Raw genomic sequence first — 14452 nt, forward strand, 5'->3', positions numbered from 1 at the left:
AACCGGGGCAGCGGCGCAGAGCTCACCGGGCTGCCACGCCCGCGAACCAGGCCCCACATCGCAGCCATCCGCCAGCGCGGCCTGCCGCTCCGCCCGCTCGTGCGCAACGAGAAAGGGGCGAACGAGGACGGTCGCGTCGCCATCAATAGGTTCCGAATGCTTCGGCCGTCCAGAACGGCCGACAGGGAAGTACGGCGGGTTCCACGGCTGGACGACGCTCCGGCGGGCGGGAGCCTGCGGCTGAGGCGACTCAGTTGACCACGTTGGATGACGACTGACGGTATGGCCGATGGACGCGGGCGACAGGTAGAAGTCCTACCCCCTTGTAAAGGGGTACAAGTCATACCCCTGACGCGGCGGTTGGCACGCCCAGCTTGTTCCTGAGGTAGAGCACGTCATCGCGAATCGCCGCGTTGTCCGACTCTGCGAGCTCCGCGACCGTCCCGCGGGCGAACAGGTTGAACCGCGCGGTTTCCGGCGAGATCTCCAGCGCTTTCTTCAGCAGATGCACCACGGCAACCTGCTCGCCCTGCAAGCTGTAGGCACGAGCCGACTCGATCATGTGGAAAGAACGGCGCGTGGCAGACGGCATCGATGTGGATGGTGCGAGCCCGCCGCGATGCGGTGTTGTCATGCGCGAGTGCGGGTGCCGCCGCGGTCACGCGGCGGGTGTGCCGACCGTCGCGCGGCCTGTCAGGGCCGCAGGCCCCTGAGGAGTGCGGCGGTCTTACCGAAGTCGGCGGGGCCGGTGTTCCAATTGGGGGCGATCGGCGTGAGGGACACCTTGTCGGCGATCAGCGCTTCCAGATCGCCACCCTTCTGGGCGGGTCGCATGGCCACATTGGTGGTCACCTTCCAGGTGTCGTCGCCAGCGTGGGTGAAGTGTGGCCGGATGACGGGCTGGGGGTCCTGGGTGGTGAGGGAGGTTCCGCGTGCGGTGCCGGTGCCATCGGCGCCGATGACGGGGTGGTTGACGTTCAGGCCCGTGCCCTCGGGCAGCAGGGGGCCGGACTTCGCCCGGGACCGCAGCCGGTCGATGAGCTTGACCGTGTAGTCGCTGGTGGGCTTCATGGCGGCCAGAGTGGGTTCGAGTTCCGGGGCGGAGAGGGGGCCGGTGCTGACCGCGATCGTGGGCACGCCGTATTCCAGGGCGGCCACGGCGCCGCCGACCGTCCCGGAGTGGGTGGCCAGACCGGCGACGTTGAGTCCGAAGTTGGCGCCGGAGATCACCAAGTCGGGCGCCTGGTCGGTGAATACCGCGGAGAAGCCGAAGGCCACTGAGTCGCCGGGAGTGCCGTCCACGGCCCATATGTGAGGCTCGGGGTGCTTGACCGTCATCGTGGGGGCGTTTGTGATCTTCGTTCCCGTGCCGCTCTGGTCGGTCAGGGGGGCGACGATGGTGACGTTGTGTCCAGCGGCGGTCAGATGCCGGAACATGGTCTGGATGCCGGGTGCATCGTATCCGTCGTCGTTGGTGAGCAGGATCCGCAGCGGGCTGGCCGGCGCGGCCTGCGGGGAGGCGGCCGCGGGGGCCGTCCCGGCAAGGGTGGGCGTACACAGCACCAGGGCGGCCAGCGACAGGACGCGTTTGCGTCTCACAATTACTCCTTCGAGAACGGCGGAAAGGGTGGAACCGGCGGGCGCACGACCCTCGACGCGTGCCCGCCGGGGCTGAGGAGGAGGACAGGTCAGCGCACGCTGCGGATCGGGAGGATGGCCAGCGCACCCAGCAGCGCCAGGGTGCCGCCGACCAGGAACAGCGGGGTGTACCCGCCCAGAGTGGTCACGACCGCGGAGGCGACGAATGGAGCGACGATCTGCGGGCCGGCGTTGGCGATGTTGACCACGCCCATGTCGCGTGCGGCATTCTCGGCCTTGGGCAGGACAAGGGTGACCAGGGCGGTGTCCACCGCCATGAAGCAGCCGAAGGCCAGGCCGTTGAGCGCCATGAAAACGATCATCCCGGGCCAGGTGGGACTGATCACGGGGACCAGTGTGACGAGCCCAGCGAGTGCGGCCGAGACGCCGACGAACACCTTGCGCCGGCCCAAGCGGTCTGACAGCAGCCCGCCGACCACGGTCGACAGGGCCATCGTGGCCATCGTCACCGGGGTCAGAATCGCGATCGCCTGGGCCGGCTGCAGGCCGGCGGGCAGCGCGATGTGGTCGTCCAGGATGAACAGTTGGTAGCCGGTGACGGAGAAGTAGCCGAGGACCATCAGCGCCCGGCCGATGAACGCCCATCGGAAGTCATGATGGGACAGTGCCGACAGGAAAGCGGCGATCTGTTCGCGCCGGGACACGGCCGGTGCGGGCGCACGCCGGGGCAGATCGCGGCAGAAGGTGGCCATCAGGAGGGCCGCGCCGACGACCACGGCGCCGAAGACGAGGTAGCCCGTGCGCAGGTCCCCTGCCGTCTGCGAGGCAATCAGCACTCCGACGGTGCCGCCGATCGGCAGCGCCAGCCCGACCAGCGCGGAGGCGGTGCCGCGGCGGGCCGGCGGGATCCGGTCGGGCACCACCGCGGTGACCGCGGCCTGGTAGACGTTCATCGTCGCCTGCACCAGGCACCATCCGATGCCCACCAGCAGTACGGTGTGCACATTCCCGAGAAACGCCAGCCCGCCCAGCGAGGCAAGGGCGCCGCCCAGGATCCAGGGGTTTCGTCGGCCGGTCCGGTCTGACAGGGCGCCGGCGATCGGGTTGAACGCGGTCGCGAAGACCGCGCTCACCCCGCCCACCACGCCGAGAAGGACGACCTTGTTCGCGGGATCGATCGACGCGATCTGCGTGGGCAGCAGGACCGCGCCGATGCCCATGTAGACCGCCAGCATCGATGAGTTGGCCACCAGCAGCAGGAACATGAGTCCGCGCTGGCGCGAGCCTGTCGCCGTAGCGTGCGCCGGCGGTTCGGTCAGTTTGTCGGTGGTCATGTCTACCGCCGGAATATGCGGGCCGCGCTCACCGCGCGACGGTGGGTGGGGAAGGGCATGTGAAGTCCTCGGGGGACGGAGCGGAGGTGGGGAAGGTGGAGAGGGGGCCGCAGAATCGATCTGCGGCGGCGAGACGTCTGGATATCGTCCAGACTTCATGAGTTACACGTGTTAATAGCGTGCGTAGACCCTTGTGTAGCACCCATCACGGCTGTCCGCTAGAGGTAAGGGCTCGCCATGAGGTGATCGTGATGACCAGAGCGCGCCTCTCCACATCACGTGTAACCACGCCCGAGGACTGATGGGAGCACCTTGTCCGGACGGGTTGGCAGGCGATGTAGCGCTTTGGCGGTGACGACGCACGTATCGCTCTTGTGCCGGTGGACACAAATGCGCCATGCTCGGCGTGAAACTGCGCCTGCGGCGACACACCACGCTGCAAGACGCCCCGCGTGGCCGCATCGGACCTGGGCGCCGCCTCATTTCAGCGCCCGTACCGCACACCGCCCCGAAGCGCCCGCGCCCAGCTGCGGGAATCGTCGCCCCCTGCCGTGCGCAGCCCGCCGACCGGTTCACCTGCCGCCAAGAGCCGGGCCGCACAGGCGCCTCTCCCTCGCCCCGCTCTCCGAGTCCTGCCGTTCCGGGACGTCACGAAAGGCCAGCCATGCTCAACACGAATCCCGTCGCAGACCCGCCGCCGCGACCGTCCGCACCCCCTCGCCACCCCGCCCCGGCCGCTCCGCCGCGCGGAGCGCTCGCGACCGGATCCGTGCTCCTGCTGACCGCCATAGCGGTCGGGCTCACGCTCCGAGGCGATGGACAGCCGTTCTTTCAGGATCTCGATGACCGCTGGATGGGGTGGATGAGCGGATCGCGCCATGACGCGGCAACCGACCTGGCCCATGTCCTGGACGGGATAGGAGGACCCCTGGGCCTGATCGCCCCCCTTGCCCTGGCGGGCTGTCTCAGCGTCTACGGGCGGTGGAGGTCCGCGGTGTTCGTGTTCACCACCAGCGTCCTCGCGAACATACTCGTGGTTCTGCCGATGAAGCAGATCGTCGACCGCGCACGACCGCCACAGCCCTGGGTCCTGGTAAACCAAGGCTCCTTTCCCTCGGGGCAGGTCTTCATGACGACCACCCTCGTGGTCGCGGTCGGGGTGGTGCTGTTCCCTCCCGTCGCGCGGCGCTGGTGGTGGCTCTTCGCCGCCGTGTTCGTCGCCGCGATGATGTGGAGCCGCACATGGCTCCACACCCAGTGGCTGAGCGACACCGTCGCGGCGGTGGCCGCCGGGGCCGGGTCCGCACTGCTGCTGTGGCTCGCCTTCGCTCCGCTCCTGGAGCGGGAGGCGGTGCGGGCGGCGGCCGGCCGCCTGTTTGACTGACCGCACAGCGGGGCCGGATCACTCCAGGGAGAGCGGTATAGTTCTTTATTGACGATCGCAAGAAATAAAGAATACTCTCGCTCCAGATGACTGTCCGGCGCGTGCGAAGACCATGAGGCCGACGCCCGTCAGGCGCCCCCGCCGAGAGCGGCGGCATCGCTCCGCCCGGTGAGGCGCTGACCGAGGAAGGGAAATCATGGCCGTTACGCAAGGTCGGGTCCCGCCCACCGTGGAGCTGACCGCCGGTCGGCTGCGAGGTGACACTGAGGGCGGTGTCGCCGTGTTTAAGGGAGTGCCCTACGCCGCACCCCCGGTCGGTGCACTGAGGTGGCGCCCGGCGCAGACCCACGCGGGCTGGAGCGGCACGCGGGACGCGACCGCCGCCGGGCCGAGTGCACCGCAGATGTTCATGGAGGGCGGCGACCCCGTACTCGGCGGCCACGGCTTCCCGCCCTTCGACGAAGACTGTCTGACGCTCAATGTGTGGACACCGGCCGTCGACGCCGCCAAGCGGCCGGTGATGGTCTGGATCCATGGCGGTGGCTTCGTCTCCGGGTCCGGCTCGCTCCCCAACTACTCCGGTGAGACCTTCGCTCGCAACGGTGACCTGGTCGTCGTCACCATCAACTACCGCATCGGCCCGCTCGGTTACCTCTGCTTCGGTGAAGAAGGCGGCGGGGAAGCGGCAACAGGAAACCTCTGGCTCACCGACCAGCTCGCGGCGCTGCGCTGGGTATACGACAACATCGCGCACTTTGGCGGAGATCCGCACAGCGTTACGGTCGCCGGCCAGTCGGGCGGCGCCATATCCACCGCGGCGCTGGCCGGGCACCCCGAAGCCCAAGGGCTGTTCCAGCGCGCCATCCTGCAGAGCCCGCCCTTCGGCCTGGACATCCCGACCCGCGCCAAGTATCTCCAGCGGACCGCCGCCTATCTGGAGATCACCGGCGCGAAGGACCTCGATGAACTCCGCGGCCTGCCCTGGTCACGGTTGACCGAGGCGGCCGGAGAGCTGTTCGGCCACACCATGCGATGGGGTTACTGGCCCACACCGTTCCTCCCGGTACGCGACGACATCACGCTGCTCCGCCACCCCGCCGACACACTCCTCCACGGCGCCGCGACCGATATAGACGTCCTGATCGGCTGGACCCGTGAGGAAGCCAACTTCGGCTTCGCCCTGGACAAGGGATACGCGGCGGCGACCAGGGATCAAGTGATCAACAGGATCGCGGACACCTTCAAGGCCGATGCCGTCGACGTGTACGCCGCGTACGAGCGGACCCGGCCCGGCGCCCGGCCCGCGGACGTGCTCATGGACCTGATCACGGATGAACTGTTCCGCGTGCCCAGCCTGGAGCTGGCCGAGTCCCGGGCAGCTCTCGGACGTCCGGTCTGGGCCTACCAGTTTGACTTCCCCACACCTGCGCTGGGCGGCAGGCTCGCCGCCGCCCACTGCCTGGAACTGCCCTTCGTCTTCGACAACTTCGACAACTGGTCGCACGCACCCTTCCTCGAAGGAATCGAGTCCACCGCCCGGGACGGCCTTGCACAGGCCATGCACCGGGCATGGATCTCCTTCGTCCGCACCGGCGATCCCAACCACCATGCCCTGCCGATCTGGGAGCGGTACGACGGGAAGACCCGCGCCACCATGCGCTTCGACTCCGTCACCACCACCGTCAGCGACCTCGCCGGGCATTCACGCCGACTGCACCACCGGGCATCCAAGCAGGCATAGACCAGGCATAGAGACAGCCCAGAGCAAGTCCGCGAAGCAATAATCTCGCTAGTTACACGTGCAATGTGCTCCAACAATCCTCCGGCCCGCTGCGAGCGGGAGCCGACCTACGCTACGGAATGGAACGAACCCCATGACCAAGACCCCGGCGGCCCGGCCGCGCACGCTCACCGCCCCCGACGGCACCGCCTTCCGTGACCTGAACGGCAACGGCGTCATGGAGCCCTACGAGAACCCCCGACTGCCGGTCGGCGAGCGCGTCGCCGACCTCCTGCGGCGCATGACGCTGGAAGAGAAAACGGGTCTGCTCTTCCAAACCATGATCACCATCAACGCCGATGGCTCCCTGGTCGAGCCGGAGCCGGGAGCCCCGGACGACGACCCGATGTGTGCCTCCACCTCCGCCATGGTGACGGGCAAGCTCATGAACCACTTCAACCTGTTCGGAGCCGCCGCCCCGCGCCGCATGGCCGAGTGGAACAACCGCCTGCAGGACCTGGCCGCAACGACCCGCCTGGGCATTCCGGTGACCATCTCGACCGATCCCCGCCACGGCTTCGTGGACAACCTGGCCGCCAGCGTGCACACCGAAGGCTTCTCACTCTGGCCCGAACCACCGGGCCTGGCCGCCATCGGCGACGAGGAACTCGTGCGCCGGCACGCCGACATCGTCCGCCGCGAATATCTCGCCGTCGGTATCCGCCTGGCCCTTCATCCCATGGCCGATCTGGCCACCGAGCCCCGCTGGCCGCGCGTGCTGGGCACCTTCGGCTCCGACGCCGAAGTAGCCGCCCGCATGGTCGGCGCGTACATCCGCGGCCTCCAGGGCGAGATCCTCGGGACCAGCAGCATCTCGGCGATGACCAAGCACTTCCCCGGCGCCGGCCCACAGCTGGGGGGCGAGGACGCCCACTTCCCCTACGGCCGCGAACAGGTCTACCCCGGCGATAACTTCGACTATCACCTGATCCCCTTCGAAGCCGCGTTCGCGGCGGGGACCTCGCAGATCATGCCCTACTACGCCATGCCCGTCGGCACGCCCTACGAAGAGATCGGCTTCGGCTTCAACAAGGGAATCATCACCGGGCTGCTGCGGGAGAAATACGGCTTCGACGGCATCGTCTGCACCGACTGGGGCCTGGTCACCGACGCGCAGATCTTCGGGGCGCCCTTCCCCGCACGCGCCTGGGGAGCCGAGGAACTGGACCGGCTCACCCGCGTGGAACGCATCATCGACGCCGGCGCCGACCAGCTCGGCGGCGAGGCGGCGCCCGAGCTCATCGTGGAACTCGTACGCAGCGGCAGGGTGACGACCGAGCGCATCGACGCCTCGGTGGCACGCCTGCTGCGGGAGAAGTTCATCCTCGGTCTGTTCGACAATCCGTATGTGGACCCCGACGCCGCCGCACGGATCTGCGGCAACCGCGAGTTCACCGCGGCCGGACTCGCCGCGCAGAGCCGCTCGATCACCATCCTCAAGGACCGCCCTCAGGACGCGCCGACGCCCGTGCTGCCCCTCGCGTCCGGCATTCGGGTCTATGTCCAGGGCATCGATCCCGGTATCGCCGGGCAGTACGCCACCGTGGTGGCCACCCCCGAGGAGGCCGATGTCGCGCTGGTCCGCGTCGCCGCACCCTGCGACGAGCGGACCGAGGGCATCGAGACCTTCTTCCGTGCCGGCCGGCTCCACTTCACCGAGGACGAACTGCGCCCCGTCCTCGATACAGCCGCGGCCGTCCCCACCGTGGTCGACATCTTCCTCGACCGTCCCGCGGTCATACCGGAGATCGCTGAGCATTCGGCGGTGCTGGTGGCCAACTACGGTGCCTCGGACACCGCGTTGCTGGACGTGCTCTTCGGCCGGGCGGAGGCCGAAGGGCGTCTGCCCTTTGAACTCTCCCGTTCGACAGAGAGCGTCGCCGCCGGTCATGAGGACGTGCCCAACGACTCGGGTGACCCCCTCTTCCCCTACGGCCACGGCCTGCGTCTGACATCACTCACTCAGCGCTGAGGGACCGGCTTCCAGGGAGCGCCGCCGATGGTTTCGGCGGCGCTCCCGCGTCCCCGGCCCTCCCGCAGTTGCGGCGCGCTACCAGCCGGTCATGGAATCCCACAGCCGTTTCGGTGATCAGCGGGCCGCGTCCTTGGCAGGGCAGCCGTGGCCACCGGTGCCCCAGGCAAGGTGCGCCCGAAAGGCGCGTGCGCCGTGGACGTCAAAATTACGATGGCCAATGCATGGCGATACCGGTTTTCGCGGCGCCCCGACGGACGGCGCCGAGATGCCTCCGATGAGATAACGCGTGTAACGTAAAGGGTGGAACCGGTCGCATGACCGTAGGGCTCGATTAAGGACGTCATGGTCAAAGATCCAACCGCCCCGGCGTCGATCACCAGCGCGGACGTGGCCCGCCTGGCAGGGGTGTCACGGGCCACCGTGTCCTTCGTGCTCAACGACACCCAGTCGCACCGGGTCAGCGCGAGTACGCGTGCGCGCGTGCTGGCCGCGGCCGAACAGTTGGGTTACGTCCCGCACGCCGCCGCCCGGTCTCTGCGAGCCGGCCACAGCAACCTGGTGCTGATGCCCACATCCGTCTCGGCGATCGGCCGTCTGCTCAGCGGCTGGCTGGACGATCTGCACAGCGAGCTTGAGCGCCACGGATACACCACCGTGCTGCATGCCGGCCGGTTCCCCGACCCGGTCACCGCCGCCCGGGCCTGGGCCGAGCTCCGGCCCGCGGCGGTGTTTGTCCTGGAGAGCGATGGCTTCACCGCGCAGGCGGGCGATGTCCTGCGGCGTGCGGGTGTCCGTGGCCTGCTTGCCTTCGCCGCCCGGCCGGTGGAGGGCGTCCACACCATCGCACTCGACCACTCACGCATCGGCGCGGTCGCCATGGAACACCTCATCTCCCGTGGGCGGCGCAGCATCGGCGTGGTCATGCCGCGAGAGCGCGGCCTCGATGTTTTTGCCCAGCCGCGTCTGGCCGGCGCGCAGGGTGTCGCCGCACGCAGCATGGCGACCGTCACCGCGGTGGAGATGGCGTACACCCAGGAGTCCGCTGTTGAGTTGGCCAAGCGCTGGTCGAGCCTGGGCCTGGACGGGGTATTCGCCTACAACGACGAGTACGCGGCCCTGCTGCTGCACGCGCTTCAGGACGAGGGCATCTCCGTCCCGGACGAGGTGGCCATTGTCGGCTCTGATGACCTTGTGCTGTCCGCTGTGCAGCGGCCCTCGCTCACGACCATCAGTCTGGACCTGCCCTCCCCCGCACACATCGCTGACACCCTGCACGAGTTGATCGAGCGTGGCGCAGCGCCCGCGGTGCCCGGTATGGAACCCGTTCTCGTCCACCGGCAGTCCTCTTGAGCGATCTTTCTGAGCCGGATCATGGTCACTCAACGATCTGCGGGTGCCTGCGGTTAGTCCGCAGGGGGCGTGGCCTCGGACGATGTTGTCGGTCGGCTGCCTTCTCTCGTCAGCCGGTGAGCGAAGACCCACCACAGAACTAGCGCGGTGCCCGCGCCGACCATGGCGCCCGCCAGCGTGTCGCTGAGCCAGTGCGCATGGAGCCAGCTTCGGCTCCACATCATCGCCAAGGTGATCAGCGTGCCGAACAGCCACCAGGCCCGTCGGCGCGCTGCCGGAATGAGCAGAGCGCCGACGATCACCACGAGGAGCGCCGTTCCGGCAACGTGTCCGGAGGGGAAGGAGCCGTGGTCCACCCGGACCAGTGGGTTCTCCGGGCGAGGCCGGTCGACAAGGTGCTTGAGGGCCAGTACGACGAGCACGTTCCCCGCCAGGTATGTGGTGAGCAGGTAGAGCAGAGACCACCAGCGCTTCCGCGTGATGAAGAAGATCAGCAGGGCGACGGGAACCACCGCTCCGGGAGGCCCGCCGACCCAGTTGAGTATGGCGGCCATGGCCGCGTAGAGACCGTCGTGCGGGCCTCCCATCCAGAGCAGCCAGCGCTCGTCCAGGTCTTGGAAGGGCGGTCGCTCGGGACGGGCATGGACGACGAGGGCCAGCACAGCGGTGGCCAGGACGAAGACCAGTCCGAGGGGAAGCATCCCCGATCGCGGTGGAGCGGGGGTGGTACGGCGGTGCCGAGGGGGCGCCGGGGTGTTGGGAACAGCGGCCGAATTGCCGGTCATAAGGACCTCTCACGGTCAGGCGCTCGCCGGGCCAGTGTGATGAGCAGGGCGGCGGACTCGCCGGTGCGAGGCCGACTAGGGGCACGGGGCGCCATCGACAGCACCCCGTGCGGGGGAGGGTCAGCGGTGTGGCGCCGGTCAGACGCGCAGGTGGCGGGCGAGGAAGGCGACGCTCTCGGCCACGATAGGTGTCACGTCCGGGACGCCGAGGAAGATGTGGTCGGCGCCGTCCACGGGCTGCAGCGTGACCTCGCCGCCGACGCGCTCGAGTGCTTCGGCGAGGACTTCGCTCTGGCTGTACGGCACGAGGCTGTCCGACGTTCCGTGAATCAGCAGGAACGGGGGCGGAGTCGCGGTGCCCGCGTAAGTGACGGGACTGGCGGCCCGGGCCAGTTCCGGCTGCTGGTCGGCGGTGCCGCCCAGCAGTGCGGTAAACGGATTGGGGTACTCCATCCCCGACGGAGGCGGGGGCAGAGCATGTGAGAGCAGCGAGCTCAGCTCGGACACCCCGTACCAGTCGACGACGGCCTGGACGGTGCTGTCCTCGTCACATATCCCTACGCCGCCTTCCAGGGCCGGGCCCTCGGGGCCGTCAGGGCTGACGAGTCCCGCGAGTGCGGCCAGGTGGCCGCCGGCTGACTCGCCCCAGACGCCGATCCGGTCCTTGTCGATGCCGAAGCTGTCGGCGAATCGCCGCAGGTAGCGGAGTGCGGCTTTCACGTCGTGCAGCTGAGCCGGGAACGGCGCCTCAAGGCTGTGCCGGTAGTCGACGCAGACGAGGGCGAGTCCGGCCTGCAGGACCGAGCCGTGCAGCAGATCGACGGGAATGGTCGGCGGGGGATAACGCCGGTCGCCCTCCAGCCAGCCCCCGCCGTGGATCCACACGACGACCGGCACTGGTCCGTCGGCCGCCGGTACATGGACGTCGAGCAGACGAGGCCGGTACCCGGGTGTGGTCGCGTACGTGGCCCCGTCGAAGCGGCGCACACCGTCCGGGCTGACCAGGGGTGGCGGGGGAGCAAGGAAGGGCGGCGGCGGCCACCCCAAGTCGAGCTGGGCCGGAAGCGATTGCGTCATGTCCGCCTCTTTCTGATCGGCGTAGATCCGGTGATGGGTGACGGCGTGGCTCCGGAACCTCGCAACGTATGTCCGAAATGCCTTGCACTCACCCGGGGAGGTGCCTAGGATGTTACACGTGTAACAATCACCCCGCGACACAATGTGCGCTGAATATAGGGACTCTGCACAGCTGGTCTTCCGACTGGTTACACGAGGATCTAGGCGTCGTCGCCTTCCCCTGCCGGGAGCCCGTCATGCTCACCGCCACCCCTTCCTCAGTCCAGCCCGCCTCCGCCTCCCGTACCTGGACACCCCCGCAGTCCGCCCCGACCCACGACCGCTCCTTCGTCCACTGGACACTCAGGCCGACCGTCGCCGCGGTCCCGAACATCCGAGCGCGTGTGCGTGCCGTTCTTGAGGACTGGCAGATCGCCCCCACCCTCACGGACATGCTGCTCCTGGCCATCAGCGAACTGGTCTCCAATGCTGTGCGGCACGCCGGAGCCGTCACCGACCGACTGCGTACCACCGTCACCCTCGGTGGAGGGTGGCTACAGCTTGAGGTCGCTGACGGCGATCCCTCCCTGCCTCGCGTCTGCCTAAAGGCCGGCCCGGAGGCGGAAAGCGGTCGCGGCCTGATGATCATCGGTGTCCTGGCCGCCGAGCTGAGCGGCGAGATGGTCGCGGTCCCGCGCGGCTCCGGCAAGGTCGTCAAGGTCCGCGTTCCCGCAGCCTGAACGGCCTTTCTCGCCGCCCGGCTCCGCCGAAAGCCGACCGTACCCACAGGGACCCGGCCGTACCGGCCCATGCCCGCACACCCTCGCCGTGGTGCACCGTCAACAAAGATTCGTATCGCGAAATATTGACCGTCGTCAGATAAACGAGATACTTACCCCACTCTCCTGCTGCCCCGAGATTGAGGTGCGTCCCATGGAGCTCTCCCCGTCCGCACATGTGGACACGTTCTGTCGTGACCGGCTCCCACCCTTCCCCCTCTGGCCCGAACTGCACTTCGAACTGCCGGAGTTGGACTATCCGGATCGGCTCAACTGCGCCCAGCGGCTACTCGATGACGCCGTCGAGCGCTGGGGCGCGGACCGCCCCTGTCTGTTGACCCCCACGGAGCGGTGGACCTACGGCGAACTGCTGCACCGCGCCAACCAAGTGGCTCAGGTGATCACCGAGGACTTCGGCATCCAGCCCGGGAACCGCGTCCTGCTGCGGGGCCCCAACAACCCCTGGCTGGTCGCCGCCTGGTTCGGTGTGCTCAAGGCCGGCGGCGTGGCCGTCACCACGATGCCGCTGCTGCGTGCCGCGGAACTCGCGCAACTGCACGACGCCAGCCTCCCGGTCGTCGCAGTGTGCGATCACCGCTACACGGACGAACTCGAAGCCGCGGACACCCCCGGCCTGGCCGTGCTGACCTACGGCGGTCACGGTGCGCAGGACCTGACGCGGCGCTGCGCGGTCAAGGACGGCAGGTTCTCCAACGTCACCACGGCCGCCGACGACGTCGCCCTGATCGCGTTCACCTCCGGCACGACAGGGCGCCCCAAGGCGACCATGCACTTCCACCGGGACGTACTGGCCAACGCCGACACCTTCTCCCGGTATGTCCTCAAGCCCCGGCAGGACGACGTATTCACCGGCACGCCGCCGCTCGCCTTCACCTTCGGGCTCGGTGGTCTGGTGGTCTTCCCGCTGCACACCGGGGCGGCGACCCTGCTGATCGAGCAGGCCCCGCCGGAGCAACTGGCCGACCTCGTCGCGGAACACGGCGTCACCGTGCTGTTCACCGCTCCCACGGGCTACCGGGCGATCATGGCTGCCGGAGCGGTGGACCGCCTGGCGGGCCTGCGCCGGTGCGTGTCCGCCGGAGAGGCGCTCCCCGCGCAGGTGTGGGAGGAATTCCACGCGGCCACCGGGCTGCGCATCATCGACGGCATCGGTGCCACCGAGATGCTCCATGTGTTCATCTCCGCCGCCGACGACGACATACGTCCGGGGTCCACCGGCAAACCTGTCCCCGGATACCGGGCGATGGTGGTGAACGAGGCGGGCGAGTCCGTCCCCGACGGGGAGCCGGGCCTCCTTGCCGTCACCGGTCCCACCGGCTGCCGCTATCTGGCGGATCCGCGCCAGACGACGTATGTCAAGGACGGCTGGAACATCACAGGCGACACCTATATACGCGACCAGGACGGCTACTTCTGGTACGTGGCCCGCAGCGACGACATGATCGTCTCCTCCGGGTACAACATCGCCGGCCCCGAGGTCGAGAAGGCGCTCGTCACCCACCCCTATGTCGCGGACTGCGGCGTCGTCGGTGCGCCGGACGACAAGCGCGGAATGCTCGTCAAGGCGTACGTGGTACTGCGCGCCGACGTCGCGCCCGACGAGACGACCGTCAAGGAACTCCAGAATCACGTCAAGCAGACCATCGCGCCCTACAAGTACCCCCGCGCCGTCGAGTTCGTCACCGAGCTGCCGCGCACCAGCAACGGAAAGCTCCAGCGCGGCGAACTGCGCAAGCGAGCCCACGGCGCGGCCGAGTAGATCCGCTGCCGCACCGGCCTCACCACCACCCATCCCGCGTCGGCAGCTACCCGGCCGGACGAAAGGCGCCACCATGGACACTCCCAGCCCGCAGCGGGCATCCTCCCCGACGGGCAGCTGCGCCGCCGGATGCGCGGAAGCCCTCGCGCAGAGCCTGCCCAGCGTCGTCATCGAGCGTCGGGTCGAGTGGCCCGACACCGACGCCGCCGGTCACTACCACCACTCCACCGTGGTGCGCTGGGTCGAGGCGGCCGAGGCCGTCCTGCTGCGGCGCCTGGGACTGGCGCATCTTTTCGGAAGCATCCCGCGCGTCCACTTCGAGGCCGACTATCGCGAGCGGCTGTGGTTCGGGGAGATCGTTCGCACCGAACTGCGCGTCACCAAGGTCGGGACCGCTTCCCTTCACTACGCCTTCACCGTCCGCGGTCAGGGCGGCGAGGCCGCGGCCACCGGCCGTATGACGATCGCCCACTCCGCCGCCCGCGCCACCGGCTCCACGCCTTGGCCCGACGAGGTGCGCGAAGTTCTGGCCAAGGCGGGCCCACAGGCGCCCGAACTCTTCGCCTGATCTGGCGCGTCGATGCACATCAGCCTTGCATATATTGTTTTCTTGACGGTCGTAGAATTTAC

The 14452-nt window shown here is 68.6% G+C and carries 12 protein-coding genes; 7 read left to right on the top strand and 5 right to left on the bottom strand.

The features are described 5' to 3' along the window. Positions 1–340: 340 nt before the first annotated feature. From test1122_RS10795 to test1122_RS10805, 3 genes are all read right to left on the bottom strand, one after another. On the bottom strand, positions 341–592 hold the full coding sequence (locus tag test1122_RS10795) for a hypothetical protein (RefSeq protein WP_232268955.1): 252 nt from the start codon (positions 590–592) through the stop codon (positions 341–343). Positions 593–693: 101 nt separating this feature from the next. Next, a complete protein-coding gene (gene surE / locus test1122_RS10800) occupies positions 694–1599 on the bottom strand; it encodes a 5'/3'-nucleotidase SurE (protein WP_232268956.1) in 906 nt (301 codons plus the stop codon). Positions 1600–1688: 89 nt separating this feature from the next. Continuing rightward, positions 1689–2933, bottom strand: coding sequence for an MFS transporter (locus test1122_RS10805; protein ID WP_232268957.1), 1245 nt, complete (start codon positions 2931–2933; stop codon positions 1689–1691). Positions 2934–3795: 862 nt separating this feature from the next. On the opposite strand from test1122_RS10805, the gene test1122_RS10810 reads away from it, so the two are divergent. The 4 genes from test1122_RS10810 to test1122_RS10825 all read left to right on the top strand — a co-directional run bounded on the left by test1122_RS10810 (position 3796) and on the right by test1122_RS10825 (position 9422). Beyond that, positions 3796–4317 carry a phosphatase PAP2 family protein gene (locus test1122_RS10810; RefSeq protein WP_232268958.1) on the top strand — a complete coding sequence of 174 codons (522 nt, stop codon included), beginning with the start codon at positions 3796–3798 and terminating at the stop codon, positions 4315–4317. A 196-nt stretch (positions 4318–4513) separates the two neighbouring features. Beyond that, a complete protein-coding gene (locus test1122_RS10815; RefSeq protein ID WP_232268959.1) occupies positions 4514–6058 on the top strand; it encodes a carboxylesterase/lipase family protein in 1545 nt (514 codons plus the stop codon). Between the two features lie 133 nt (positions 6059–6191). Beyond that, positions 6192–8069, top strand: a complete 1878-nt coding sequence (locus test1122_RS10820; RefSeq protein WP_338423528.1) for a glycoside hydrolase family 3 protein — start codon at positions 6192–6194, stop codon at positions 8067–8069. Between the two features lie 345 nt (positions 8070–8414). Next, complete coding sequence (locus test1122_RS10825; protein ID WP_232268960.1) at positions 8415–9422, top strand: LacI family DNA-binding transcriptional regulator; 1008 nt, start codon at positions 8415–8417, stop codon at positions 9420–9422. Between the two features lie 53 nt (positions 9423–9475). On the opposite strand, the gene test1122_RS10830 is transcribed toward test1122_RS10825, so the two are convergent. Together test1122_RS10830 and test1122_RS10835 are read right to left on the bottom strand one after the other, a co-directional pair. Further along, complete coding sequence (locus test1122_RS10830) at positions 9476–10123, bottom strand: phosphatase PAP2 family protein (RefSeq protein WP_232268961.1); 648 nt, start codon at positions 10121–10123, stop codon at positions 9476–9478. 222 nt (positions 10124–10345) lie between these two features. Further along, positions 10346–11284 (bottom strand): alpha/beta hydrolase, encoded by a 939-nt coding sequence (locus test1122_RS10835; RefSeq protein ID WP_232268962.1) that lies wholly within the window; start codon positions 11282–11284, stop codon positions 10346–10348. A 236-nt stretch (positions 11285–11520) separates the two neighbouring features. On the opposite strand from test1122_RS10835, the gene test1122_RS10840 reads away from it, so the two are divergent. The 3 genes from test1122_RS10840 (at position 11521) to test1122_RS10850 (ending at position 14390) form a co-directional block, all read left to right on the top strand. Then, complete coding sequence (locus test1122_RS10840; RefSeq protein WP_232268963.1) at positions 11521–12003, top strand: ATP-binding protein; 483 nt, start codon at positions 11521–11523, stop codon at positions 12001–12003. A 193-nt stretch (positions 12004–12196) separates the two neighbouring features. Then, the gene (locus tag test1122_RS10845; protein WP_232268964.1) at positions 12197–13822 is read left to right on the top strand and encodes an AMP-binding protein; all 1626 of its coding nucleotides are present in this window, start codon (positions 12197–12199) and stop codon (positions 13820–13822) included. 73 nt (positions 13823–13895) lie between these two features. Beyond that, positions 13896–14390 (top strand): acyl-CoA thioesterase, encoded by a 495-nt coding sequence (locus test1122_RS10850; protein WP_232268965.1) that lies wholly within the window; start codon positions 13896–13898, stop codon positions 14388–14390. Positions 14391–14452: the final 62 nt, after the last annotated feature.

The organism is Streptomyces gobiensis, assembly GCF_021216675.1.
GTDB classification, from domain to species: domain Bacteria; phylum Actinomycetota; class Actinomycetes; order Streptomycetales; family Streptomycetaceae; genus Streptomyces; species Streptomyces gobiensis.

Excerpts from the sequence above, each read along its gene's own strand:
- test1122_RS10795 (WP_232268955.1), bottom strand. The coding sequence starts at position 592 with ATGCCGTCTGCCACGCGCCGTTCTTTCCACATGATCGAGTCGGCTCGT.
- test1122_RS10805 (WP_232268957.1), bottom strand. The coding sequence starts at position 2,933 with ATGACCACCGACAAACTGACCGAACCGCCGGCGCACGCTACGGCGACA.
- test1122_RS10810 (WP_232268958.1), top strand. The coding sequence starts at position 3,796 with ATGAGCGGATCGCGCCATGACGCGGCAACCGACCTGGCCCATGTCCTG.
- test1122_RS10815 (WP_232268959.1), top strand. The coding sequence starts at position 4,514 with ATGGCCGTTACGCAAGGTCGGGTCCCGCCCACCGTGGAGCTGACCGCC.
- test1122_RS10820 (WP_338423528.1), top strand. The coding sequence starts at position 6,192 with ATGACCAAGACCCCGGCGGCCCGGCCGCGCACGCTCACCGCCCCCGAC.
- test1122_RS10825 (WP_232268960.1), top strand. The coding sequence starts at position 8,415 with ATGGTCAAAGATCCAACCGCCCCGGCGTCGATCACCAGCGCGGACGTG.
- test1122_RS10830 (WP_232268961.1), bottom strand. The coding sequence starts at position 10,123 with ATGCTTCCCCTCGGACTGGTCTTCGTCCTGGCCACCGCTGTGCTGGCC.
- test1122_RS10835 (WP_232268962.1), bottom strand. The coding sequence starts at position 11,284 with ATGACGCAATCGCTTCCGGCCCAGCTCGACTTGGGGTGGCCGCCGCCG.
- test1122_RS10840 (WP_232268963.1), top strand. The coding sequence starts at position 11,521 with ATGCTCACCGCCACCCCTTCCTCAGTCCAGCCCGCCTCCGCCTCCCGT.
- test1122_RS10845 (WP_232268964.1), top strand. The coding sequence starts at position 12,197 with ATGGAGCTCTCCCCGTCCGCACATGTGGACACGTTCTGTCGTGACCGG.
- test1122_RS10850 (WP_232268965.1), top strand. The coding sequence starts at position 13,896 with ATGGACACTCCCAGCCCGCAGCGGGCATCCTCCCCGACGGGCAGCTGC.